The sequence below is a fragment of the Acinetobacter sp. IRS14 genome, from assembly GCF_034650275.1.
GTDB lineage: Bacteria > Pseudomonadota > Gammaproteobacteria > Pseudomonadales > Moraxellaceae > Acinetobacter > Acinetobacter oleivorans.
This window is the reverse complement of record NZ_JAOVFN010000001.1, coordinates 1-24,332: the sequence shown is the minus strand read 5'-3', so window position 1 is coordinate 24,332 and position 24,332 is coordinate 1. Positions and strand designations below refer to the sequence as shown.

The 24,332-nt window shown below is 38.5% G+C and carries 20 protein-coding genes; 14 read left to right on the top strand and 6 right to left on the bottom strand.

Annotation, left to right across the window (positions count from 1 at the left end):
* Window positions 1-42 precede the first annotated feature (42 nt).
* A complete protein-coding gene (locus ODQ17_RS00100; protein ID WP_322900913.1) occupies window positions 43-513 on the bottom strand; it encodes a hypothetical protein in 471 nt (156 codons plus the stop codon).
* Between the two features lie 121 nt (window positions 514-634).
* On the opposite strand from ODQ17_RS00100, the gene ODQ17_RS00095 reads away from it, so the two are divergent.
* From ODQ17_RS00095 to dapC, 6 genes are all read left to right on the top strand, one after another.
* Window positions 635-1,357, top strand: a complete 723-nt coding sequence (locus ODQ17_RS00095; protein ID WP_081402146.1) for an AzlC family ABC transporter permease — start codon at window positions 635-637, stop codon at window positions 1,355-1,357.
* A gap of 1 nt (window position 1,358) precedes the next feature.
* Window positions 1,359-1,700: an L-valine transporter subunit YgaH gene (gene ygaH / locus ODQ17_RS00090; RefSeq protein ID WP_322900911.1), complete on the top strand. Its 342-nt coding sequence runs from the start codon at window positions 1,359-1,361 to the stop codon at window positions 1,698-1,700.
* Between the two features lie 130 nt (window positions 1,701-1,830).
* On the top strand, window positions 1,831-2,220 hold the full coding sequence (locus ODQ17_RS00085; protein ID WP_107880131.1) for a tautomerase family protein: 390 nt from the start codon (window positions 1,831-1,833) through the stop codon (window positions 2,218-2,220).
* Between the two features lie 102 nt (window positions 2,221-2,322).
* Complete coding sequence (gene purT / locus ODQ17_RS00080; RefSeq protein ID WP_081399164.1) at window positions 2,323-3,540, top strand: formate-dependent phosphoribosylglycinamide formyltransferase; 1,218 nt, start codon at window positions 2,323-2,325, stop codon at window positions 3,538-3,540.
* Between the two features lie 27 nt (window positions 3,541-3,567).
* Complete coding sequence (gene glnD, locus ODQ17_RS00075; RefSeq protein ID WP_005304499.1) at window positions 3,568-6,231, top strand: [protein-PII] uridylyltransferase; 2,664 nt, start codon at window positions 3,568-3,570, stop codon at window positions 6,229-6,231.
* Window positions 6,232-6,256: 25 nt separating this feature from the next.
* Window positions 6,257-7,426 (top strand): succinyldiaminopimelate transaminase, encoded by a 1,170-nt coding sequence (gene dapC / locus ODQ17_RS00070; RefSeq protein WP_151827732.1) that lies wholly within the window; start codon window positions 6,257-6,259, stop codon window positions 7,424-7,426.
* A 58-nt stretch (window positions 7,427-7,484) separates the two neighbouring features.
* On the opposite strand, the gene ODQ17_RS00065 is transcribed toward dapC, so the two are convergent.
* The 4 genes from ODQ17_RS00065 to msrB form a co-directional block, all read right to left on the bottom strand.
* Window positions 7,485-8,117: a LysE family translocator gene (locus ODQ17_RS00065; protein ID WP_151987893.1), complete on the bottom strand. Its 633-nt coding sequence runs from the start codon at window positions 8,115-8,117 to the stop codon at window positions 7,485-7,487.
* 64 nt (window positions 8,118-8,181) lie between these two features.
* Window positions 8,182-9,027 (bottom strand): AraC family transcriptional regulator, encoded by an 846-nt coding sequence (locus tag ODQ17_RS00060; RefSeq protein WP_322900907.1) that lies wholly within the window; start codon window positions 9,025-9,027, stop codon window positions 8,182-8,184.
* Window positions 9,027-9,512: a glutathione peroxidase gene (locus ODQ17_RS00055; protein WP_005304488.1), complete on the bottom strand. Its 486-nt coding sequence runs from the start codon at window positions 9,510-9,512 to the stop codon at window positions 9,027-9,029. Before ODQ17_RS00055 ends, ODQ17_RS00060 begins: the two co-directional genes overlap by 1 nt.
* Window positions 9,509-9,928 (bottom strand): peptide-methionine (R)-S-oxide reductase MsrB, encoded by a 420-nt coding sequence (gene msrB, locus ODQ17_RS00050; RefSeq protein ID WP_004792889.1) that lies wholly within the window; start codon window positions 9,926-9,928, stop codon window positions 9,509-9,511. Before msrB ends, ODQ17_RS00055 begins: the two co-directional genes overlap by 4 nt.
* Window positions 9,929-10,166: 238 nt before the next feature.
* Here msrB and ODQ17_RS00045 point away from each other — a divergent pair, with 238 nt between their 5' ends.
* The 8 genes from ODQ17_RS00045 to ODQ17_RS00010 all read left to right on the top strand — a co-directional run bounded on the left by ODQ17_RS00045 (window position 10,167) and on the right by ODQ17_RS00010 (window position 23,732).
* Window positions 10,167-11,597, top strand: a complete 1,431-nt coding sequence (locus ODQ17_RS00045; RefSeq protein ID WP_174742013.1) for a pyridoxal phosphate-dependent aminotransferase — start codon at window positions 10,167-10,169, stop codon at window positions 11,595-11,597.
* 476 nt (window positions 11,598-12,073) lie between these two features.
* Entirely contained in the window at window positions 12,074-13,381 is a 1,308-nt protein-coding gene (locus tag ODQ17_RS00040) for a dicarboxylate/amino acid:cation symporter (RefSeq protein WP_013198151.1), read from the top strand.
* A gap of 685 nt (window positions 13,382-14,066) precedes the next feature.
* A complete protein-coding gene (locus tag ODQ17_RS00035) occupies window positions 14,067-15,134 on the top strand; it encodes a type II asparaginase (RefSeq protein ID WP_013198152.1) in 1,068 nt (355 codons plus the stop codon).
* Between the two features lie 199 nt (window positions 15,135-15,333).
* Window positions 15,334-18,897, top strand: coding sequence for a DNA polymerase III subunit alpha (gene dnaE, locus ODQ17_RS00030; RefSeq protein ID WP_151827258.1), 3,564 nt, complete (start codon window positions 15,334-15,336; stop codon window positions 18,895-18,897).
* Between the two features lie 14 nt (window positions 18,898-18,911).
* Window positions 18,912-19,751 carry an RNA methyltransferase gene (locus ODQ17_RS00025; RefSeq protein ID WP_322900902.1) on the top strand — a complete coding sequence of 280 codons (840 nt, stop codon included), beginning with the start codon at window positions 18,912-18,914 and terminating at the stop codon, window positions 19,749-19,751.
* Window positions 19,744-20,559, top strand: a complete 816-nt coding sequence (gene cysE / locus ODQ17_RS00020; protein WP_005304471.1) for a serine O-acetyltransferase — start codon at window positions 19,744-19,746, stop codon at window positions 20,557-20,559. The genes ODQ17_RS00025 and cysE overlap by 8 nt, the downstream gene beginning before the upstream one ends.
* A 105-nt stretch (window positions 20,560-20,664) precedes the next feature.
* Window positions 20,665-21,609: an ABUW_2363 family tetratricopeptide repeat lipoprotein gene (locus ODQ17_RS00015; protein ID WP_005304468.1), complete on the top strand. Its 945-nt coding sequence runs from the start codon at window positions 20,665-20,667 to the stop codon at window positions 21,607-21,609.
* A 116-nt stretch (window positions 21,610-21,725) separates the two neighbouring features.
* The gene (locus ODQ17_RS00010; RefSeq protein WP_107880137.1) at window positions 21,726-23,732 is read left to right on the top strand and encodes an esterase/lipase family protein; all 2,007 of its coding nucleotides are present in this window, start codon (window positions 21,726-21,728) and stop codon (window positions 23,730-23,732) included.
* 52 nt (window positions 23,733-23,784) lie between these two features.
* Here the strand turns inward: ODQ17_RS00010 and ODQ17_RS00005 are convergent.
* Window positions 23,785-24,332, bottom strand: a 548-nt coding sequence (locus ODQ17_RS00005) for an FAD-dependent oxidoreductase (RefSeq protein ID WP_322900898.1), incomplete at its 5' end; no start/stop codon positions are given.

Below are 24,332 nucleotides of genomic sequence, written 5' to 3'. Positions count from 1 at the left end.
AAAGCGAGACTGATCATCTCGCTTTTTTATATTTATAAGTTTTTATTTTGGAGATGTGTTTCCAAGATTTGGCGTATCGATCGCATCCTTACATTGCGCTTTATCTCGCTCATAATCTGCTTGTTTCTTAGCAACTGAATCATTATTTTCAAGCGTTTCGCGGGCCCACACATCTAGACTCGTTAAAGCTTTACGACAAAGGGCATATTTCCCTTCTGTTACTGAGTCCGTCATTTTTACATTAATACGCCAGTCTGTACTCAATTGACGTAAAGGTTTACGAACTTTGCCATCGATTTGACTCAACTGCTTTTCATAAACCAAATGCTCAACCGTATTAATCAATGTCCATGCTTTTTGAGCATAAACAGTTGCATCATTGGTCAGTTTAGGTGCCGGCTTAATTTCTACTTTTTTTTCTGCCTCATGATTACCATTGTCACAGCCCTGCAATGTAAAAATACCTGCACTCAACATGGCGATATAAACTAAACGAATCTTTGCATTGAACATAGCAAACTGCCGATTAAACATTTCGGCACTATGCTATTAAATTCGGCTACAATACTCAATCTTTCAAGTATTTTTATCATTTGGTTTATTGCCAAGGTGTATTGTGTCCGAACAACAATTGATGCCTGCCCAAACAGCAACTTTTTGGCAAGGCGCCAAAGATAGCCAAGCTATCGTACTCACCTATTTACCTGTTTCTTTTGCCTTTGGCGTTTCTGCATCTCAGTTTGGCTTTACACCATGGGAAGCTTTTTTTCTATCTTGTTCAATGTATGCCGGAGCCAGCCAGTTCTTAGTTGTCGCACTTTTAGCAAGTGGTTCTTCTATCTGGTTAACTGCATTAACAGTCATTGCACTTGATATTCGCCATGTGCTTTATGGACCAGCGCTATACAACCTGATTCCAAACAAATTAAATCTTAAGAAAACGGCGGTGTGGGCTTGGGGCTTAACCGATGAAGTTTTTGCAAGTGGAATGATTCAACTTTCACAGCGCAGACAACAATGGTCTGAGTCTTGGATGTTAGGCTTAAGTCTATTTAGTTGGATGGCTTGGGCAACTGGCTCATTGTTAGGCGGATTATTTGCAGATCAAGTGTCTCATCTGCCAAAGTTTTTACAAGCAGCTTTAGACTTCTTATTGCCTGCTTTATTCTTAAGTTTTTTATTAGCAGCATTTGAGCGAAAACATAGCCTTGTAGTTGCTGTATCTTTGGTTGTTTCAGCATTGTCCTGTTATTGGATTAACCTATCTGCGGCTATTTTTATTGGTATTCTTTCAGGCATTTTAGCCGGCTTGTTTAAACATTATGTGCTGAAACAACAAGAAGAGGTCGAAGTTTAAAATGAATCTAGAGATTATTGTGGTTGGCATCATTGTTGGTATTGCTAATTTCGCCTCACGTTTTGGACCATTCTTTGTTATACAAAAGCTACAAGGGACACAGCAAAGACGCGGTTCAGTCTGGCTAAAAATTGCTTTGGGAAGCATTGGTATATCTGCAATTAGCGCCATGCTTATTGTGGCCACTCTTCCACCACTTCTTGAAAATCCAGATAAAAGCCTAGCTATGCTTATCGGCTTTTTAGTGCTAGCAGGTCTTTATTTTAAATTTAAGAAAATTGTTCCGGCAACGTTAACTGCCGCAATTGTTTATGGTCTGATCTATACTTATTTACCTTTATAAATAGATAAACTGATCTTCCTTATATAAAATAAAACCTAGCCAGAGGCCTTTAAAATTGAAACTTCTGGCGTAAAAATCTAATTTTTGAATTGATTAAAAAGATAATCTTACCTACTTAATAGAGATAAAAATGTCACAAGTTAAAATTTACGCCAATGAACAAACGATTATGCAGTATCGAGAATTACTTTCTCATGCAATCCATCAAGCGCTCATTGAAGAATTGAAATATCCTATAGAGAAAAGATTTCAACGTTTTATCAGTCTTAAGCCTGGAAATTTTATCTATCCTTCTGACCGCAGCCAACACTACATTATTATCGAACTCTCAATGTTTGCAGGACGTAGCGCAGCTACTAAGAAACAACTCATTCAAACTTTATTTCGCAATATTGAAGAACAATGCAAAATAGCTCCGCAAGATATTGAAATTACGATTTTTGAAACCCCTAAAGAAAATTGGGGTATTCGCGGCAAAAATGCAGATGAGTTGCTTTTAAACTATCAAGTTAATATCTAAAAAGTGACATCTTAATTGTCCGACAAAATTAATTTTTTTATGTGTGATAAAGCTTAACTCCCTCATAAGTTCTGCTATGCTTAAAAAAATAATTTTGTCAGGATGATTCGCATGAGCGTGACACTCGGTACCCCCCTTCAATCTTCTGCATTTAAAGTTTTATTGTTAGGTTCAGGAGAGCTTGGCAAAGAAGTTGTAATTTCTTTACAACGCCTTGGTGTTGAAGTACATGCAGCCGACCGTTATGATCATGCGCCAGCCATGCAAGTTGCACATTTTTCTTATGTGCTAAATATGGCTAATCCAACTGAGTTAAAACAGCTCATCGAGAAAATTAAACCGAATTTAATTGTTCCAGAAATTGAAGCAATCGCGACAGAAGTTTTGCTTGAAATTGAAGCGAGCCAAACTGCAACTGTTATTCCTTCTGCTAAAGCTGTAAATCTGACTATGAACCGTGAAGGTATTCGTCGCCTTGCAGCTGAAGAACTTGGTTTACCTACCTCTGCTTACCGCTTTGCTGATTCATTAGAAAGCTTCCGCGCTGCTTCTGATGATATTGGTTATCCAAACTTTGTAAAACCAGTAATGTCATCTTCAGGTAAAGGTCAGTCTCGTGTAAAAAGTTTCGATGAAGTCGATGCTGCTTGGGAATATGCGATGCAAGGTGGTCGTGTTAACCAAGGTACGGTCATCATTGAATCTCAAATTGATTTTGATTTCGAAATTACATTACTTACCGTTCGTGCTAAAAATCCTGAAACTGGTGAAATCGAAACTCACTACTGCGACCCAATTGGTCACCGTCAAGATGCTGGTGATTATGTAGAAAGCTGGCAGCCTCAACCAATGACTGCGGCTGCACTTGAAGAAGCAAAACGTATTGCAAATAAAGTGACAACAGCACTGGGTGGTTGTGGTATTTTTGGTGTAGAACTTTTTATTAAAGGCGACAAGGTCTGGTTTAGTGAAGTTTCGCCTCGCCCACATGATACTGGTCTAGTTACTCTAGCATCACAATTTCAAAGCGAATTTGAACTGCATGCTCGTGCAATTTTAGGATTGCCAGTAAATACAGCTCGCCATAGTGTTGCTGCTAGTGCAGTTATTTATGCTGGGGTCGATGCAAACAATTTAAGCTACAGCGGCTTAAATACAGCATTAGCTAACCCAAATACCGACTTACGCCTGTTTGGTAAACCAGAAGGTTTCAAACGACGTCGTATGGGTGTAGCAACTGCTCGTGCAGAAAATACTGATCTTGCTCGTACTTTAGCGAAAGAAACCGCTGATCAAGTAAGCGTAAAAACCAACTCTTAACATTTACTTTTTGGTAGACCCATTTTCATGATCAATACATCGCCATTGCTGAACTACGTTACAAGCCATCATGATATTAAAGCCATTAATCAATGGCGAACGGATGTAGAAAAGCAATTGCAGGATTCATATGAAAATGGGCAATCTATTCGGGAAGTCATTAAAGCACGCTCAGACCTCGTTGATGAAGCACTGATCTTTCTGTGGAAACATGCTGAACTTGATCAGACAGGGCTAGGTCTTTTTGCTGTGGGTGGTTATGGGCGCCGTGAAATGTTGCCCTATTCCGATGTTGATATCATGATTTTATCGGAACATGAAATTAACGAAGAAAATGAAAAACGCATTTCTACATTCATTTCCTCTTTGTGGGATGTTGGCAATTTCAAGCCCGGTATTAGCGTTCGCACCATTCAAAGCTGTGTTGAACAAGCAGCTACCGATTTAACTGTTGCAACTACACTCATCGAAGCTCGTTTAATTACGGGTAATAGTCAACTTGCAAAATGGCCGCGTCGTATTGTTTCACAAACGTGGACAGACAAAACATTTTTTGATGCAAAAATGGCTGAACAAGCTAAGCGTTACCACCAACACAACAATACTGAAAGCAACTTAGAACCCGACATTAAAAATGCACCTGGCGGCATTCGTGATATTAACCAGATTGGTTGGATTGCTAAGCGTCATTTTCGCGTAAACCGCATCTATGACTTAGTTCATTTAGGCTTTATTTCAGAATTCGAATTAAACGTTTTAGAAGAAGCTGAGAGTTTTCTTTGGGAAATTCGTCACCATTTACATCGCTTAGCGAAGCGTGATGAAAACCGTCTCCTGTTCGATCATCAAAGAGAAATTGCGGCTCAATTTGGTTACGCTCGTCAAGAAGGTCAGCCTGTAAACTACGGTGTCGAGCAGTTCATGAAACGCTACTACCGTACGGCTCAACAGGTTTCAACACTCAATGAAATGTTATTGGCCTATTTTAGCGAATCAGTTATTACTCCGCGTTTACCAAATTACGAACGTAAAATTGAAGTCGTTAATGACCACTTTAAGATTGTCGACAATAAACTTGCCGTACAGCACCACAAAATCTTCGCAGAACATCCAAGTGCTATTTTAGAACTATTCTATATTTTGGCTAATCGACCAGATATTGAAGGTATTCGCGCTCGTACTTTACGCTTACTTATCCTTGCTGCAAAACGTATTAACCAAAATTTTCGAGATAACCCTGAGCATCAAGCCCTATTTATGTCGATTATTCGCTCACCTTATCGTCTATACGATACTTTGGTTGCGATGAAACGATATGGCGTTTTAGGAAACTATATTCCTGCCTTTGGTCAGATTATGGGCCTTATGCAATATGACCTATTCCATATCTATACAGTCGATGCACACACCTTATTATTACTGCGCAATTTAAATCGTTTTAAAGAACCAGAATTTGCTAAAGAGTTCCCTGTTGTAAGCTCCGTTTTCCAACGTCTTGCACGTCAAGATATTGTGTTTATTGCTGCATTATTTCATGACATTGCCAAAGGCCGCGGTGGAGACCATAGTGAACTTGGTGCAGAAGATGCGATTGAGTTTGGACGTGCACACGGCTTTACAGAGCGTGAATGTAAATTAATTGCATGGCTCATTCACAACCATTTGCTCATGTCACTGACTGCTCAGAAAAAGGATATTTCCGATCCGGATGTTGTTAAAGATTTTGCTGAAAAACTTGGCGATATGGAACATCTTGATTATCTATATACTTTAACAGTTGCAGATATTAATGCGACAAATCCAAAACTGTGGAACACATGGCGTGCTTCGCTTATGCGTCAACTTTATACACATGCCCGTGACGTCATTCGTACAGGTTTAAGCCGTCCTGTTGACTATCAAATGCTGATTGAAGACACTAAATTTGCAGCAAGTGAATTACTGGTGAATAATTTCTCATTGGCAGACGTTGAAAAAGTATGGCAAGAACTGGGCGATGAATACTTTATTAAAGAATCGGCGGATGAAATTGCATGGCACACTCAAGCAATTTTGAAACACGGCGATAACCCGGAGCCATTAGTACTGTTACGTGCTCACCGTAAAGCTGCCCAAGATGCCGTGCAAATCTTTATATACACACGTGACCAACCAAACCTTTTTGCAACGACTGTGGCAGTTTTAGACCGCATGAACTTAGACGTTCAGGATGCAAAAATTATCACAGCAAGTACCGCATTTAGCTTAGACACCTATGTTGTTCTCGATCGCTTTGGTACATTGCTAACCGATCCTGAACGCGAAGAAACTGTTAAAACTGCATTGGTGAAGGCGCTTAGTCAGCCAGACCAATATCCGGGACTTATGCAACGCCGTATTCCACGTCAGCTACGTCATTTCGATATTGAAAATACAGTTGACGTTACATTGAATGAAGCGTTACAGCAAAACATGGTTGAAATTTCAACACTCGATCACCCTGGCCTACTTGCACGTGTGGGTGGCTTATTTATGATGCAAGGTTTAGACATCCATTCAGCTAGAATTGCAACTTTAGGTGAACGTGCAGAAGATATTTTCTTTGTCACGAAAAAAGATGGAAAACCATTAAATAACGAAGAGGTTAAACTCTTCTCGGAAAAGCTTAAAGCTGCATTAGATGAAGCATCTAATCAAATTTGTCAGCACTGAAACTCAACTACTTGGTAACTGTTTAATGAACTCTAGCTTGTCGTTATTGCACCCATATCCATTTGAAAAGTTAAACCAGCTTTTTAAGGATACTACTCCTGCTAACCTTCCCTTGATTCCTCTATCAATTGGTGAACCAAAGCACCCAGCACCAGAGTTTGTTAAACAGGCAATTATTGACAACTTCAATCATCTATCAACTTATCCAAACAGCAAAGGCTTACCTGAGCTTCGCCAAAGTATTGCAGACTGGCTCACTAAGCGCTTTAAACTTAATAGCATTAGTGCTGAAAACCACATTTTGCCAGTGTCTGGTACGCGCGAAGGGATTTTCTCATTTGTTCAGGCGCTCATTAACCGTGAAGACGCTCCGTATGTGGTAATGCCGAATCCGTTTTATCAAATTTACGAAGGCGCAGCTCTACTTGCCGGCGCAAAACCTTATTTCATCAATTGCACCGAAGAAAATGGTTACTTAGGTGATTTTGATGCTGTACCCGCAGAAGTATGGGAAAAAACTGCCCTTCTTTTTGTATGTACACCGGGCAACCCAACTGGTACTGTGCTTTCTAAAGAACAATTCAAAAAGTTAATTGCCTTATCTGATCAATATAATTTTGTTATTGCTTCTGACGAGTGCTATTCAGAACTTTGGTTCGAGCAAGCACCTACTGGTTTATTAGAAGTATGTGCAGAACTTGGTCGTGATGACTATAAAAATTGTGTGGTATTTCATTCACTGTCTAAACGCTCAAACTTACCGGGTTTACGCTCAGGTTTTGTAGCGGGTGATGCTGAATTATTAAAACCATATTTGCAGTACCGTACCTATCATGGTGCAGCAATGCCTGTTCAACATCAACTTGCATCAATTGCAGCATGGAATGATGAAAACCATGTGGAAGAAAACCGTAAGCAATATCGTGCAAAGTTTGATTTATTCCAAAATGAACTAGGTCACTTATTACCTCTGCAAAAGCCAGATGCAGGTTTCTATTACTGGTTAAAAGTCGATAACGATGAAACTTTTGCCAAGATGTTGATGGAAAAAGCCCATATTAAAGTTTTACCGGGTCGTTATTTATCTCGTGACACAGATCAAGGTAACCCTGGGGAAAATCATGTACGTATGGCTTTAGTCGCCGATTTAGCGCAATGCGAAGAAGTAGTTAAGCGTTTAAAAGCAATTCTTTAAGCATAGATAAGTTGTATAGCCTTCATAATTATTTAGCATGAAGGCTATACAACCGACATTAACTATAAGCAATCAGTAAGATTGCAAAACATATAAAAGCCAGACTAGAACAATAATATAAGCCTATCGCTGAACGTTTAATCTGTTCTAGAACTTGGTTTTGAAGCAATAGCCGAACCAACAGTAAGTTCCAACCAAGTACGACTCCAGTCATCCACGTACTCATTAGCAATTTTTGAACTAAACTAAATTGATGCTGAATAAGCAACATCAAGCTACTATAAAACATAATATTTTTGGGATTAAGCAGACTAGATTGTATTCCCAACATTAAGCTCTTAACTTTATCCTGATGTTGATACTCTTGATCAATCAACTCATTTTTTTCAGTAGCAAAAGTTAAGTTGCCAGATCGAGCAGCCTTAAAACAAAGATAACTCAAATAAACCAAATACCCTGCCCCAAACCACTTAAGTACTAAAAGAATGGTCGTACTCAAATTTCCAAGTAACATAAATCCGAACATGCACGCCATCAAAATTAAGGCATTACCAAACGTAATTCCTGCAATAACACCATATGTATAACGTGAACCCTTTTGCAAAAGGCTGGTGAGAATAAGAAAAAAATCAGGTCCCGGAGATAGCAGCGCTAAAAAGTGGGTAAAGGCGATAACTAAAAAAACTTCCATAACGATTTCATCTTTAAAACTGTATGGAATAGCTTAAAAATAGAGAAAAATAATTTATTGTAAATTATTGCGCGGCTGCGAGTTGAAACTGACGAGGAGTGATTCCTGTATGCGCTTTGAAAGCTTTATGAAAATGGCTTTGATCACTAAAGCCCAAATTTACTGCCAACTCCACAAGCGAAATCCCTTGTTTTAATTGAGCTCTGGCTTGATTAATCTTTAAATTAATTTGAAATGCATGGGGCGTTAAGCCAACATTAGCTTTAAATAGACGAATAATTGCATATCGACTAAGACCTACCTGCTGTGCAAGCTCTTCTAGAGAAATAAATCGTTCGGATGATTTAATAATATGAATTAAGGCCAAGAAGTCCTCATACAAATATTGAGTTTTCTGTATTTCTTCTAATATAAAATGAGGGAGTAACAACTGAGTAAGGCAATAGATAAGCGACTGTTCTTTTTCAAGAATCAATTTTTCAGAATCAAATAAAGTTTCATTCATACCAGAAAAAGCCTGATATAAAGACTCATCTTTAAGAATGAGAGGTTTATGCTGGGGTAAATTTAAATCAAAGCCCTCTTTTTGAAACTCAGCGTACCATTGATTAAGCCAAGATATATCCAGATGCAACATCTGGTAACTCCAAGCCTGATCAGGTAATGGATTACAAGAATGTTCTATGTGGGCAGGTACAATGACTAAGGTACCAGCAGAAATCTTTTGTGCTGTACCAAATGAACTTTGAAAAACGCTATTCCCTTCATCTATAGCTCCAATAGAAAATGTTGGATGACTATGAGACTTATAACATGTTCGACTAAAACAAGATCTTCTGGCTTCAACATAAGGCATTCGCCCATCTTGCCAAAACTCAAAAGCTTGAGGAATAGCGTTCATTGAATTCATTAACTTGCTAATGCTTTTTCAATATCAGCTTCTAATGCTTCTGGTTTAGTCGTAGGCGCATAGCGATTGAGCACGGCGCCATCTTTTCCTACCAAGAATTTAGTAAAATTCCATTTAATCGTGCTGCTTCCTAAAATGCCTTTAGCTTCACGTGTCAAATATCTAAAAATCACGTGAGCTTCTGGGCCTTTTACATCTACTTTCGCAAACATTGGGAATTTCACCCCATAGTTGCGCTGGCAGAACGTACCGATTTCTTTATTGCTACCCGGATCTTGCCCACCAAACTGGTTGCAGGGGAACCCTAAAACTTCCAAGCCTTGATCTTTATATTTCTCATAAAGCTTTTCAAGGCCAGCAAATTGTGGTGTAAAACCACATTTACTTGCAGTATTTACAATTAGTAAAACTTTACCTTTGTAATCAGCTAATTGCTTAACTTCACCCTCTAACAGTTCAGCTTCAAACTGATAAATATTACTCATGGATAGGTTTCCTCATCATTTTTTTCTTGTGATTTAAGTTGTAATGATGCCGAGTTTACACAATAGCGCAAACCAGTCGGCTGTGGTCCATCTTCAAAAACATGCCCTAAATGGGCTTCGCAATCATGACAAACAATTTCTGTTCTGACCATACCATGCGATAAATCGTCATGTTCTTCAATTGCAGTTGGCTCAATCGGTTTAAAGAAGCTAGGCCAACCACAACCACTGTCATATTTAGTATCTGATGAGAACAATTCTGCACCGCAGCAACGGCAGACATAGGTGCCATGTTGCTTAGTATTCCAGTATTGCCCCGTAAATGCAGGTTCAGTGCCCTTTTGTCGTGTGATCCGATACTCTTCTGGTGATAACTCTCTTTGCCATTCCCGGTCTGTTTTATTGACTTTTCCCATGACATGCACCTTTATTCTGAAGTAAACATTTCTGATGATTGAGTTTTATATTTACGCCATTCCTCGCAAAAACACTAGTCTCTGAACGTAAAATTTGTTGGAATTTAATCACCTAAGCAATAGAAAGCAAAAAGTAAGCAAAATTCAAAATTAAAAGTAAGCAAATTTATGTTTTATTTTCTTCCAAGGAAGCAAAGATGGTGCTATTCTTGTTCGGCACGGTTGTATAGGACAAAACATGTCTCAGAAAAAAAGTGTGCTTTTCCAGCAACTATTACCAGTTATCAAACAGTATCAGCAATCGGGCTTTACCCATGAAAAAATTGTTGAATTACTAAAAGATCAACACGATCTGAATTTGGTAACAGTTAAAACATTTAAAAGTTATTTATACCGATATGCAAAAGTGAATCCAGCTATGTCTAAAAATACTGCTACCCTCCAATCCATGCCAACTTCTCGAGAAATAAAGAAATCATCGAAGCTTGAGCATGTTTGTTATGACATTCGCGGACCAGTATTACGAGCCGCCAATGAAATGGAAGAGCAAGGACATAAAATCATCAAGCTCAATATCGGCAACCCTGCTCCATTTGGTTTTGAAGCCCCACAAGAAATTATTAATGACGTTGCTTTAAACCTACCAAATGCGATTGGTTATGTTGACTCAAAAGGTATCTTTCCAGCACGTAAAGCTATCTGCCAATATTACCAACAAAAAGGCATCCTAAATATGCACGTGAATGACGTGTATATTGGTAATGGCGTATCCGAACTTATTGTTATGGCGATGCAAGGCCTGCTTGATGATGGCGACGAAATGTTGATTCCAATGCCGGATTACCCACTTTGGACAGCAGCTGTTAATCTTTCAGGTGGTACAGCAATTCACTATAAATGTGATGAGGAAAATAGCTGGTATCCAGATATTGCTGACATTGAAAGTAAGATTACATCGAATACTCGCGGTATTGTCATCATTAACCCGAACAACCCTACTGGTTCAGTCTATCCACGTCATATTCTTGAACAGATTGTAGTGCTTGCAAAAAAATATGATCTAATTTTATTTGCTGATGAAATTTACGACAAAATTATTTATGATGGTATTGAACATGTTTCAGTAGCTTCATTAGCTGGCGACCAGCTTTGCGTATCTTTTAATGGTTTATCAAAAGCTTATCGTATCGCAGGTTTCCGTTCAGGCTGGATGGCAATTACTGGAGATAAAAGCCGCGCTGCTGACTATATCGAAGGTTTAGATATGTTGGCATCAATGCGTCTATGTGCAAACGTTCAAGCTCAATATGCGATTCAAACTGCTTTAGGCGGTTATCAATCAATTAATGACCTGATTCGTCCGGGTGGACGTTTGTACGAACAGCGTAATATTGCTTGGGAAATGCTAAATGAAATTCCTGGCGTAAGCTGCGTAAAACCAGAGGGAGCAATGTACTGTTTCCCTCGCCTTGATCCAAACATCTATCCAATTGAAGATGACGAAAAGTTAATGCTTGATTTGTTACGTGCAGAAAAAGTGTTATTGGTCCAAGGTACGGGCTTTAATTGGCCAACTCCAGATCATTTCCGTGTGGTTTTCTTACCAGCTGAAAATGAATTACGAGAAGCAATCACTCGTTTAGGTCGTTTCTTAGCCAATCGTCGTTAAAAAAATGCATATCAAAAAAGGCATCTTAAATTAGATGCCTTTTTTGATAATTTTATTTAACTAATTTAAAAAAAGAATAATTACAAACTCTTCCACGCTTTTATTTTCACTAAAATAACTATTTGAATTTAAATATTTTTCATTAAAATTCTAATTTATTTAATCTTTAAATTCTGTTTAATAATTCATTTCTATATTTTTTACCATACGTTTAAATTTGTGCGTAATTTCACATTTACTGCAATCTTCATTATGCAAAAAATGCATGGATCAATATTTTTTTGCATTTCACACTGCTTCAAAATCGAGCAACAATCCCTTCCCATAACAACATCACCATATTCGATTCGGTTAAAACAGATTCAGATATCTAGGAAGATAAAATCGGTAGAACGACCGGACTGAACTAACAAGGAAAGCTTTCAATCATTCAAATCCCATCAAAGAATGATTGAATCAAATGGATAGAGGTTCATATGAAGCAAAAGAAATTGCTCAAATATATTGTTATTGCTATTTTACTTGGCGTACTGACAGGCTGGATTTGTCACCACTTTTTTAATGAAGGTGACCAACTCAAACAAATCGCTTCTTATTTTAGCATCGGCACAGACATCTTTTTACGCCTCATCAAAATGATTATTGCTCCATTGGTATTTGCCACAATTGTTTCAGGCATTGTATCAATGGGGAAATCTACATCGATTGGTAGTATCACACTCAAGTCAATGACTTGGTTTATTACTGCTTCGTTTGTATCGCTTGCCATCGGCATGGGTTTAGCAAACTTTTTCCAACCAGGCGCAGCTCTAGATTTAGCACTACCAACAGCTCAACAACTTAGTGGCGCTTCTCTCCCAGAGACTACTGGCTTTACACTGCAATCATTCTTAAGCCATGTGTTCCCACGCAGCATTGCAGAAGCAATGGCAAATAACGATATTTTACAAGTACTTGTTTTCGCTATTTTCTTTGGTTCAGCACTCGCTTTTGTAAATCAAGGCAACGAAAAAGATTCAGTTATTGTTCGTTTGACTGAAGAACTTAGCAAGATCATGTTCCGTATCACCGATTACGTCATGATGTTTGCACCATTTGCAGTATTTGCTGCAATTGCTTCAGCAATTACAGTACAAGGTTTAGGCTTAATTGTTGACTACGGTATTTTAATCGCTGAGTTCTATTTCGGTCTTCTATTACTTTGGATCATTTTGTTCTCTGTTGGTGCAATCGTACTTAAAAAAGATATTTTCCGCTTAGGTAAATTAATTCGTGAACCTGTAACTCTTGCTTTTGCTACAGCTTCAAGTGAGTCTGCCTACCCTAAAGTAATGGATGCACTCAATAAATTTGGTGTACCTAAAAAAGTGACTAGCTTTGTATTACCGTTGGGTTATTCATTTAACCTAGATGGTTCAATGATGTACACCACGTTTGCAGTACTGTTTATTGCTCAAGCTTACAACATCGATCTTAGCTTCACTCAACAAATCTTAATTCTGTTAACTCTGATGGTGACAAGTAAAGGTATTGCAGGTGTATCACGAGCTTCAATTGTGGTTATTTCAGCAACACTCACCATGTTCCATTTACCTGAAGCTGGCATTCTCTTATTGCTTGGTATTGATCAGTTCCTCGATATGGGTCGTACTGCAACAAACGTAGTAGGTAACAGTATTGCTACCGCAGTTGTTGCTAAGCTTGAAGGAGAAAAAGTAGCAGATACTGAAGAGCTACCAGAGCCAGTATTAATTAAATCAACTCAAGAACAAACGCCCGCTTAAGTTTCTCTTTTCTCCCACTCTCCCAACTTAAGAGCAATTTTATATGACCTTATAAAATTGCTCTTCTTTTTTATTCTAAAATTAAACAATAAAAATTTATGTGTATTTCCATATTAAATAATGAACCCAATAATGTATTTTCACTCCTATTAAATTTTCTTAAAACAAACCTTAAAAAGAGAATAAAATTCACCCAAACAGAATTTATATTCTTAGAAACAAACATCAATTGATTATTTTTTAATTCCTTTTAGTAACAATTAATTATATTAAACTATTGAAATTATTATTTAGTTTATCTATTAAAAAATTTATATAATTTTACTTATAAACAATGCCATATAAAATCAATGATATATAAATACCAAATGGTAAAGAAAAAGCACATCACACCCATTATTTTTAAATTTTATAATAATGGGAAAATCATTTGTATCATTTATATTAAAAACAAAAAAATTGAGATAAATTAGAAAAACTTAATAGATTTTTTATTTTATTCATGATATTTATTAACGCTAAATAAAGGCAATGACTAAGCAATTGTTGATGAAACAAAATGCTATTCAGGGATGCTTCTTATTCAAACAAGTTACGAATATGTTTTACATGGTATGTATTTTGCTTAGGAAAAGCAGGCGTATTCGGCAAACTTCTACTTCGTCACTTCATAAGGATATTTTCGATGTTGACTAAAACTGTTAAATCTTTAGGTTTAGCGATGGGCTTATTGGCCTGCTCTCTCCCACTTTACGCAAAAAATAATGTAGTTGTTGTAGCCACTGGCGGTACTATCGCAGGTGCTGGCGCAAGCTCAGCAAACAGTGCAACCTACACTGCTGCAAAAGTTCCAGTTGATGCCTTAATTAATGCTGTTCCACAAATCAAAGATTTGGCGAATGTCACTGGTATTCAAGCATTACAGGTCGCTTCTGAAAGTATTACTGACAAGGAATTATTACAAATTGCTCGTCAAGTAAATGAGCTGGTAAAAAAACCATCTGTTAATGGTGTTGTGATTACTCACGGTACAGACACTTTAGAAGAAACAGCATTTTTCTTAAATCTTGTTGTTCACACTGATAAACCGATTGTTATTGTTGGTTCAATGCGTCCTTCAACTGCTCTTTCAGCAGATGGACCACTTAACCTTTATAGCGCAGTTGCTTTAGCAGCTTCTGATGATGCAAAAAATAAAGGCGTTATGGTTCTGATGAACGACTCTATTTTTGCAGCGCGTGATGTCACTAAAGGCATTAACATTCATACAAATGCTTTTGTTAGCCAATGGGGCGCTTTAGGTACATTAGTTGAAGGCAAGCCATACTGGTTCAGACAGTCTGTAAAACGTTTTACAAATGCTTCAGAATTTAATATCGAGAATATTAAAGGTGATGCACTTCCTCTAGTACAAATCGTTTACGGTTCAGACTCTATGCTTCCAGATGCTTATGAAGCATATGCAAAAGCTGGTGCTAAAGCGATTATCCATGCAGGTACTGGTAACGGTTCTGTTGCGAACTATATCGTTCCAACTTTGCAAAAACTTCATGATAAAGACGGTATTCAAATTATCCGTTCATCACGTGTACCACAAGGTTTCGTATTACGTAATGCTGAACAACCTGATGATAAATATGGTTGGGTAGCTGCTCATGACTTAAACCCACAAAAAGCACGTCTTCTTGCTGCATTAGCTCTTACTAAGACTAATGACGCTAAAGAAATTCAACGTATGTTCTGGCAGTACTAAGTTTTTCAACCAGCTCAAACCTTGGTGTTTGAGCTGGTCATATTTTATAAAAATAATGTCTTTTATATTAAAACTGTACAATAGATGTTCAACTCATTCTTCTTAAATAATAAAATCCTTAACAGTTTGCCAAAATATTAACCATTTCCTTTTAACTTTGCGTGTTAAACTATGCTTCGGTCGCATTAAGGATTGGTTTATGCAGTTTGTTCATCTAGGTATTTATACAGAATTTTCGATTACAGAGTCGATAGTTCGCATACCTGACTTGGTCAATGCTGCGGTTAAAGACCAAATGCCTGCGTTGGCATTAACTGACCTCTCTAACCTCCATGCGGCGGTAAAATTTTATAATGCTTGTTTAAAAAAAGGCATTAAGCCTCTTTTAGGTAGTACGATTCGCCTTGATGATGCTCAACACCGTGCAACATTACTTGCAATGAGTGATGTTGGGTGGAAAAGTCTTACTGAAATCGTTTCACGCGGTTTTATTGAAGGACAACAGCTCAGTATTCCATGTGTAAAAAAAGAATGGGTACTTGAACAGCATCAAGATATTATCGTTTTACTTGGCCAGCATAGTGATGTTGGTCAGATGCTTTGTTCATCTAACCCGCAAAAAGCAGCTCCCCTTTTAGAAGCATGGCTCGAAAAGTTTGGTAACCGTGTTTATCTTGCTTTAACACGTACCGACCGTCCCGGTGAAGAAGACTTTATTCAAGAAGCAGCTAAACTTGCTGCACAATATAATGTTGGTGTAGTTGCACATAATGATGTGCACTTTGTAGAAAAAGAAGATTTCGAAGCGCACGAAGCGCGTGTTTGTATCGCTGATGGTTATGTACTAGCAGATAATCGCCGTCCACGCATATATAGTCCTGAGCAGCACTTTAAAACCTCAGATGAAATGATCGAATTGTTTTCCGATATTCCTAGTGCTATCGAGAACACCTATCATATTGCTAAACGCTGTAACGTTAAACTGCAACTCGGCACTTACTTTTTACCTGACTATCCAATTCCAGATGGTTTTACCATCGACACTTATTTTGAACATTTGTCTAAAGTAGGTTTAGAAGAGCGCTTAAATTATCTTTACCCTGTTGAAAAACGTGGTGAAGATTGGCCAGAGATTCGTAAGCCTTACGATGAACGAATTGATTATGAAGTCGGTATTATCCTGAAGATGGGTTTCCCCGGCTACTTCCTCATCGTCATGGACTTCATTCAATGGGCAAAAAATAATGGTGTTCCTGTTGGGCCAGGTCGTGGTTCAGGTGCAGGTTCATTAGTCGCATACAGCTTAAAAATTACAGACCTTGACCCACTTCGTTACGATCTGCTCTTCGAACGTTTCTTGAACCCAGAACGTGTATCGATGCCTGACTTTGACGTCGATTTCTGTATTGCTGGACGTGACCGCGTTATTGATTACGTATCACGTACTTATGGTCGTGAAGCCGTTTCACAAATTGCAACTTTCGGAACCATGGCAGCAAAAGGTGCAATCCGTGACGTTGCACGTGTATTGGGTAAATCTTACGGTTTAGCTGACCGTATTTCAAAAATGGTACCTACCAAACCGCTCGGTGTGGATTTAGCTACCGCTATTGATATGGAACCACAGCTTAAAGATATTGTGACCAATCCATCTAACCCAGATAACGACGATGCAAGCGAAATCTGGGAAATGGCATTAAAATTAGAAGGTGTAACCCGAAATACTGGTAAACATGCCGGAGGTGTAGTCATTGCACCAGGTAAAATTACCGATTTCTCGGCTGTACTTTGTGATGCAGATGGAACAAACCGCGTTGCTCAATATGATAAAGACGATGTAGAAGCAGCGGGTCTGGTCAAGTTCGACTTCTTGGGTTTACGTAACTTAACCGTTATTGAAGACGCGATTCAAAATATTAATAAAAACCGCGACAGTAATGATCAACTCAATATCTTGCATGTTCCTCTAGACGACGCTAAAGCCTATTCTGTCTTTGCCGATGCAAATACGACAGCGGTATTCCAGTTTGAATCCGTCGGCATGAAACGGATGCTTAAAGAAGCACGTCCAAGCAAATTTGAAGAAATTATTGCGTTCGTATCCTTGTATCGTCCGGGTCCAATGGACCTGATTCCTGACTTTATTCACCGTATGCATGGTGGAGATTTTGAATATCTCCACCCTCTTTTAGAAGGTGTATTAGAACCAACTTACGGGATTATGGTTTATCAGGAACAGGTAATGCAGACTGCGCAGATATGTGCAGGTTATACGTTAGGTGGCGCAGACTTATTACGCCGTGCAATGGGTAAAAAGAAACCTGAGGAAATGGTCAAACAGCGCCAAATCTTCTTAGAAGGTGCTGCTGAAAAAGGGATTGACGAAAGTACAGCAAACCATATCTTTGACTATATGGAAAAGTTTGCAGGCTATGGTTTTAACAAATCTCACGCGGCTGCTTATGCCCTAGTTGCCTACCATACTGCATGGTTAAAAGCTCACTATCCTGCTGAGTTTATGGCAGCGGTAATGACATCGGAAATGCAAAACACCGACAGTGTTGTATTTTTGATTGATGACTGTCGAAACAATAATCTCGAAGTCTTACCACCATCAGTCAACATGTCGACTTATCACTTCCATGCAAGTAACGATAAAACGATTGTTTACGGTTTAGGTGCAATTAAAGGCGTCGGCGAACAAGCAATGCAGTCAGTTATTGACTCTCGTCGACAATTTGGTCCTTATACAGATCTATTCGATTTTTGCCATCGTATTGATTTGAAGAAAATCAATAAGCGTACTCTTGAAGCTTTAATTCGCGCGGGTGCACTCGATTGTTTAGGAATTGAACGTGCAAGCTTAATGGCACAATTGCCTGAGGCTGTTCAAGCCGCTGAACAAGCTCGCAGTAACCGTGAAAGCGGAATTATGGATTTATTTGGTGAGGTTGAAGAAGTTCAGCGTAAACCAGCTAAACCAGTAAAACCATGGAGTGACGAAGTTCGTCTCAAAGGCGAAAAAGATACGCTTGGTTTATATTTAACCGGTCACCCCATTGATGTTTACCGACAGGAACTCAAAGCTTTTATTCCAGTAAAACTAAATGAAATTACTGCGACGCGTCGTGGTGTTACAACGGTTTATGCAGGTTTGGTTATTGATGTCGCAAACTTCCCGAACCGTGTGGTTATTGTACTAGATGATGGTACGGCACGTATTGAAGTCAGCTGTAACCATGAACGCTTCCAACGTTTTAAAGATATTGTGCAAGTTGAACGTGTTGTCGTTTTCGAAGGCGAAATCTATGAGCGAGAAGGCTTTGATCGTCCAATGGGACGTTTAACCAAGGCTTTCACATTAAATGAAATAAGACAAAAACGTGCTAACAGTATTCAAATCAAATTGACAGAAGAGTTCATGCAGCCAACACTGGCAAAAGATCTGCAAAACATGATCTTGCCATTTTGCAATGTAGATATGCATCAACATATCTCTCTACAGTTACAGATTGATCAACCCTATGCTCAAGCCGAACTTCAGTTTGGTCCGCAATGGAAAGTCGCTCCTCTAGATGAATTACTTGCTAAACTCAGAGATTATTTTGGTAAAGATAATATTTATATTGAATATCAAGTAAAGTCGAAAGCAGCTAAAGCAGCAGACCCTGTTCGTCCACATGCTGTTGCCCCTCCTCCTGCGGGTATGTCTATGGACGATGCATTGGATTTATACCAAAGCGAAGTTTCTCAATATTCGTAATTTCTGGAAATCTTATGAGTTCGTTTGACCACACCACCGTGTCAAAGCAATTAGCACAAGTGCGTATTGTCATGGTAAATACAACTTTGCCTGCCAATATTGGTAGTGCTTTACGTGCCATGAAAACAATGGGACTAATTAAATTAGTTCTCGTAGCACCAAAAACATACCCTCATCCAGATATACAAGCACTTGCCGCAGGTGCCCAAGATTTATTTGAACATCTTGAGATTGTAGATACCTTAGAAGATGCGATTAAAGACTGTCATTTAGTATTTGGAACAAGTGCACGTAGCCGCACCATTCCTTGGCCTTTACTTGATGTGAGACCTGCGGCTAAAGAAGCTATTAAGGCCACCACTCAAGGACAACAAATCGCTATTGTTTTTGGCCGTGAAGACCGTGGCTTAACAAATGAAGAATTAGCACTGGCAAATTATCATTTAACCATTCCTGTCAATCCAGACTATGGCGTGTTGAATGTAGCGCAAGCCATTCAAGTTGTATGTTACGAACTTCACATGTCTGCTCTCGAGCAAGAGCAAGTCGATCAGAATGTAGATGAAATGCCATTAGTTCAAGGCCAAAGCATGCAATGGGATGAACCTTTGGTGACTCAGCAACAAATGGAAGAGTTTTATCCTCATCTTGAAAAAATGCTGACTGAAATTGAATTTTTAGATCCAGAAAATCCACGTTTATTACCTTTACGCTTGCGTCGTTTATTTGGTCGTATACAATTAGATCGTATGGAATATCATTTACTTCGCGGTATTTTTAGTCGCGTACAAGCTTTAACAAGTGGTAAATGGAAAAAAGCATTATCTGACAAGGAGGATCAACCCAATGCTTAAGCAGCTTAAAGAAGATATAAAAGCTGTATTTGCGCGAGATCCTGCTGCCCGCAATACACTAGAAGTTCTCACAACTTATCCTGGTATTCATGCAATTATGATGCATCGTGTTGCGCATGAATTATGGCAAAAAGACTGTAAAGGTGCAGCTCGCCTACTTTCTTCATTTAGCCGTTTTGCAACCGGAATTGAAATTCATCCTGGCGCTAAAATCGGTAAGCGTTTTTTTATTGATCATGGCATGGGTGTTGTGATTGGTGAAACTGCTGAAATTGGTGATGATGTTACGCTTTATCATGGGGTTACCTTAGGTGGTACCACATGGAAAACTGGTAAACGCCATCCAACTTTAGAAGACGGTGTTGTTGTTGGTGCTGGTGCGAAAATCTTGGGTCCATTTACTGTGGGTAAAGGTGCCAAAGTCGGTTCGAATGCTGTAGTGACCAAAGCTGTTCCTGCCGGAGTAACTGCTGTAGGAAACCCTGCTCGCTATATCTATAAAGATGCCGACAGAACTAAAGATAAAGATGAAGAACGTCGCCGCGATTATGCGCAAAGTATTGGTTTTGCTCCATATGCGACAACTGCTGATCAGTCAGACCCTATTTTAGAAGGCATGCGTGTTTTACTTGATCGTATTCAGCACAATGAAACGCGTATGAATAATTTATGTCAGCGTCTATCAGAGCTAGATCCTAGCTTCGAAAAAGAAAGTCAAGATGAACAACCTTTTAGTGATGAAGAGCTAAAAATTCTTGAAGAAGTGCGTCGTGAATGTGGTGCACAAAACAAGATATCAAAAACGTAATATTCTTGATTCATAATGTAACACGCTTACCCTTGCATGTCGGTTTAGCTTTTTCTAGACTTGTCACTACCAAATCTGACTTTACTAAAATGAACGGAAGATCCTATGAATTTTAAGCCTTTGGCATATATCATCCTTGCGACCTCAAGTTTAACAGCTTGTACAATGGCACCTGTAAAACAACAAAAAATTGAGCCTTTTGTTTTCAAGGAACCAGAGCTTACTCCTCCTTTTTATGCACTAAATCCTTTTAACTATGATCAACCGCCAGCATTTGAAGTTGCGTTAAAAGATGCTGCTGCACAGCCAGTAACCAAAATGGTGGTTAATCGTCAAGATGACCCAACTAAACAACTTACTCTCGACGTCAACAAACTGATTGTTCCAACTGTAAATAATTCACAGCGTTCAATGAAATACGCTGTTTTAGCTGGTGAGAATGAAATTGATGTTACAAGTATTGATGACTTTTTACAGTTAGTAGAAGGCAAAGCTCGTCACTACCCACCTCGCTTTACTGATCGTCAAGAACGTAAAGGCTTCGAAAGTAAACTTAAAGAAGTAACACAGCAACTTGATACACTTGCTGCAAATCCAAATGCGTCATTTGATATTTTGCTTCGCGCTTTCAAAGCAAGCGTTCTTGCACGTAATCTTGATTTAGGTACCGTTCATACCACTAGATCTTTAGAATATGCTCAAAGACTTTTAAAAATTAGCCCAGATGATGCAGAAACAAACTTCTGGTTTGGTTTTGGTTTATCTGAAGGTGGTGGTCAACGCGAAGCTATTCCTTACTTAGATAAAGCCATTAAAGGTAATGTTCAAGAAGCGTATCTAGCTGCTGCAAACAACTATATTGCAATGGAGCAAAAGAAAAACGCGATTCAGACACTTAAAAATTATAAAGTGAAATATCCAGATGAATCGGAAATTGCTGATCGTTTAATTCAAGAAATTGAAAAACAAGGTCGTTGGAATGTATGGCAAGTTTTGACTAACCCTGCAATGTCTGCAACTACAACACCAAGTGCAACACCTAAAAAATAAGCTTAAATAGATAAAAAAGGGCTGTTTTGACAGCCCTTTTTTTTATTTGATCATTTGAAAAATATTTTAAAATTTGTATGATCTACCTACCATTGAGCCACTAAATTTTGACCATAATGTTTTCAATAAAAAGAAGCAAAACAGTATTGACGGTCATGCTACTCGGTTCAATTCTGAGTGGTTGTCAGGTCGTTAATGTTAAACAGCAAGCTTTGAATGTGACTATTGCAAATGAACGTAATAGTATTCTTACGCAAGATAAACTCAGCGAAGCAAGTCTGAATGTTTTATCAATGTCTGGTCAGGAAGCTAAAGTCTGCACTGACACCCCTGATAACTGTGTAAATCAACTCAAAAAACTTCCTCAAATTTTAGATGAACAGTTTTTATCAGCTGCAAGTGAAATGTATCTGGCAAAAGCAATGGCCTTGTCAGATTCCTCGGATTGTAAAATTAGTAGATTTACTAAACATAAGTCCGAAGAAGAACAAACCAATATTCAGAATAAATATGATGATTGCTTAGATCAGCAATTAAATCTACTCGATAAAAGTATTCGTTATAGCTACGCCTATTTATTTTCAACAAAACGTAAGCCTACCGACCGTATTTTTGATAATAGACAAGTTCAGATTCGGGACTTTTACAATCAAGCCATAGCAAAAATGGTAAGTGTTTATGATTTACGCTATCCAAAAAAAGATGTCGTAGAACCTCAAATACATATTGGTAAAAGTGTCTATTCGATTGATTTTGAATTTCACCAACAACTTGCTGGACAAAAATTAGAAAAGTTAATTTCTAGTTATAATTTAAATTTTTCAGGGTTAAGAACCATTAACCGCCGCGATGGTTTTGGCTCTGAATTTGTAGCGGTTTTTCCTAGTTCAGGAAAAGAAGATATTAATGAATATATTCTAGACCCGCTTAAATACAATTATAAAAATGGCGTTAACCCCAATATTCATCATGCACGTTATTTGGCTGCAACGATTGTCGCTGAACCAAAACATGCGACCACTGTTGAAGAAATTATTAATAATTCTGAATTCGTGATTCGCGTTTACGACCCTTATCGCACCGATAATATTAATGTCGCTGGTAAGCAATATCCTCTAGCAGCCAACTTCTCTGCCCCTTATGGTCTATGGCTAGCCGAAAATAACTTAGGTGTGGCAGCTTATTTAAGTCTGATTGATCGTGACCAGCACTTGACTATGCCACATCTCTACATGCTTGAACCGTACAATCCCAATAAGAAAATTATTGTGTTGGTTCATGGGCTAGCAAGTAGTCCTGAGGCGTGGATTGCTTTGACCAATGATGTTATGGGTGACACGGTTTTAAGAGATAACTATCAAGTTTGGCAAGTTTTTTATTCAACCAATATGCCGATTTTGGAAAGCCGTTTCCAAACTTATGCCCTTCTTAAACAAGCTTTTGGTTCGTTGAACCCTAGTGACCCTGCTGCACATGATGCTGTTCTTGTGGGCCATAGTATGGGAGGTATTATTAGCCGCTTACTGGTCAGTGATGGCGATATTACCAAGCCTGCTTTAGATTTGATGACGATTCGTCAGCAAAACCGTTTCAAGAAACATCCAATGGTTACTGAACGATTGCAAATGCATTCAATCAATAACTTTGATCGTGCAATTTTCTTGGCTTCTCCTCATCGAGGTACAGATTATGCAGATCGATGGTTTACGTTAGCAGCACGTAAAATTATTCGTTTACCGGGTGCATTTTTGTCAGCTGTAGCGACTTCACTTACCACTGAAAATTTAGATGTTAAAGATTTCTTGAGTAATATTGATAATGGTTTGATTCAAAATGGTCCAAGTGATTTGAGTCATCAATCTAAATTTATGGAACTTACAGAAAATATTAATCCGCACCAAGGGTTAGTCTTCCACTCTATTATGGGTAACATTACCAAAAGTGATGATCCAAATGTGATTACCGATGGTATCGTTCCATACAAAAGTGCTCACTTAGAAGGTGCAAAATCGGAGAAAGTTCTTCCGGGTGGTCATTCAATCCAGCTCACACCACAAGCGGTATTAGAATTGCGTCGTATTTTACGAGAGCATTTAGTCGAACACGGTTTATATAAACCATAAAATAAAAAGAGCCAAAGGTTGTCCTTTGGCTCTTTTGTTTTGAAATTAAATTTTATTGCCCAGAACGGATAATGTAATCAAACGCAGAGAGGGATGCTTTAGCGCCTTCACCTGTAGCAATAATGATTTGCTTGTAAGGCACGGTCGTACAGTCACCAGCAGCAAATACACCTTTGACATTAGTTTCATTGCGGTCATTCACAATGATTTCACCACGGTTGGTTAGCTCAACTTCACTGTCTTTTAAGAAATCAGTATTTGGGAGTAAACCAATCTGTACAAAGATCCCTGCAAGTTCTACTACATGCTCTTCATCAGTCGCACGGTCTTTATATTTAAGACCAGTCACTTGTGAGCCATCACCTAACACTTCTGTGCTTAACGCATTCATAATCACAGTTGTGTTTGGCAAGCTATGCAATTTGTTTTGCAATACTTGGTCAGCACGTAGTTTTGTATCGAACTCAACCAAAGTCACATGCTCAACAATTCCGGCAAGGTCAATCGCAGCTTCAACACCTGAGTTACCACCACCAATCACCGCAACACGTTTACCTTTGAACAATGGACCATCACAGTGTGGGCAGTACGCAACACCAC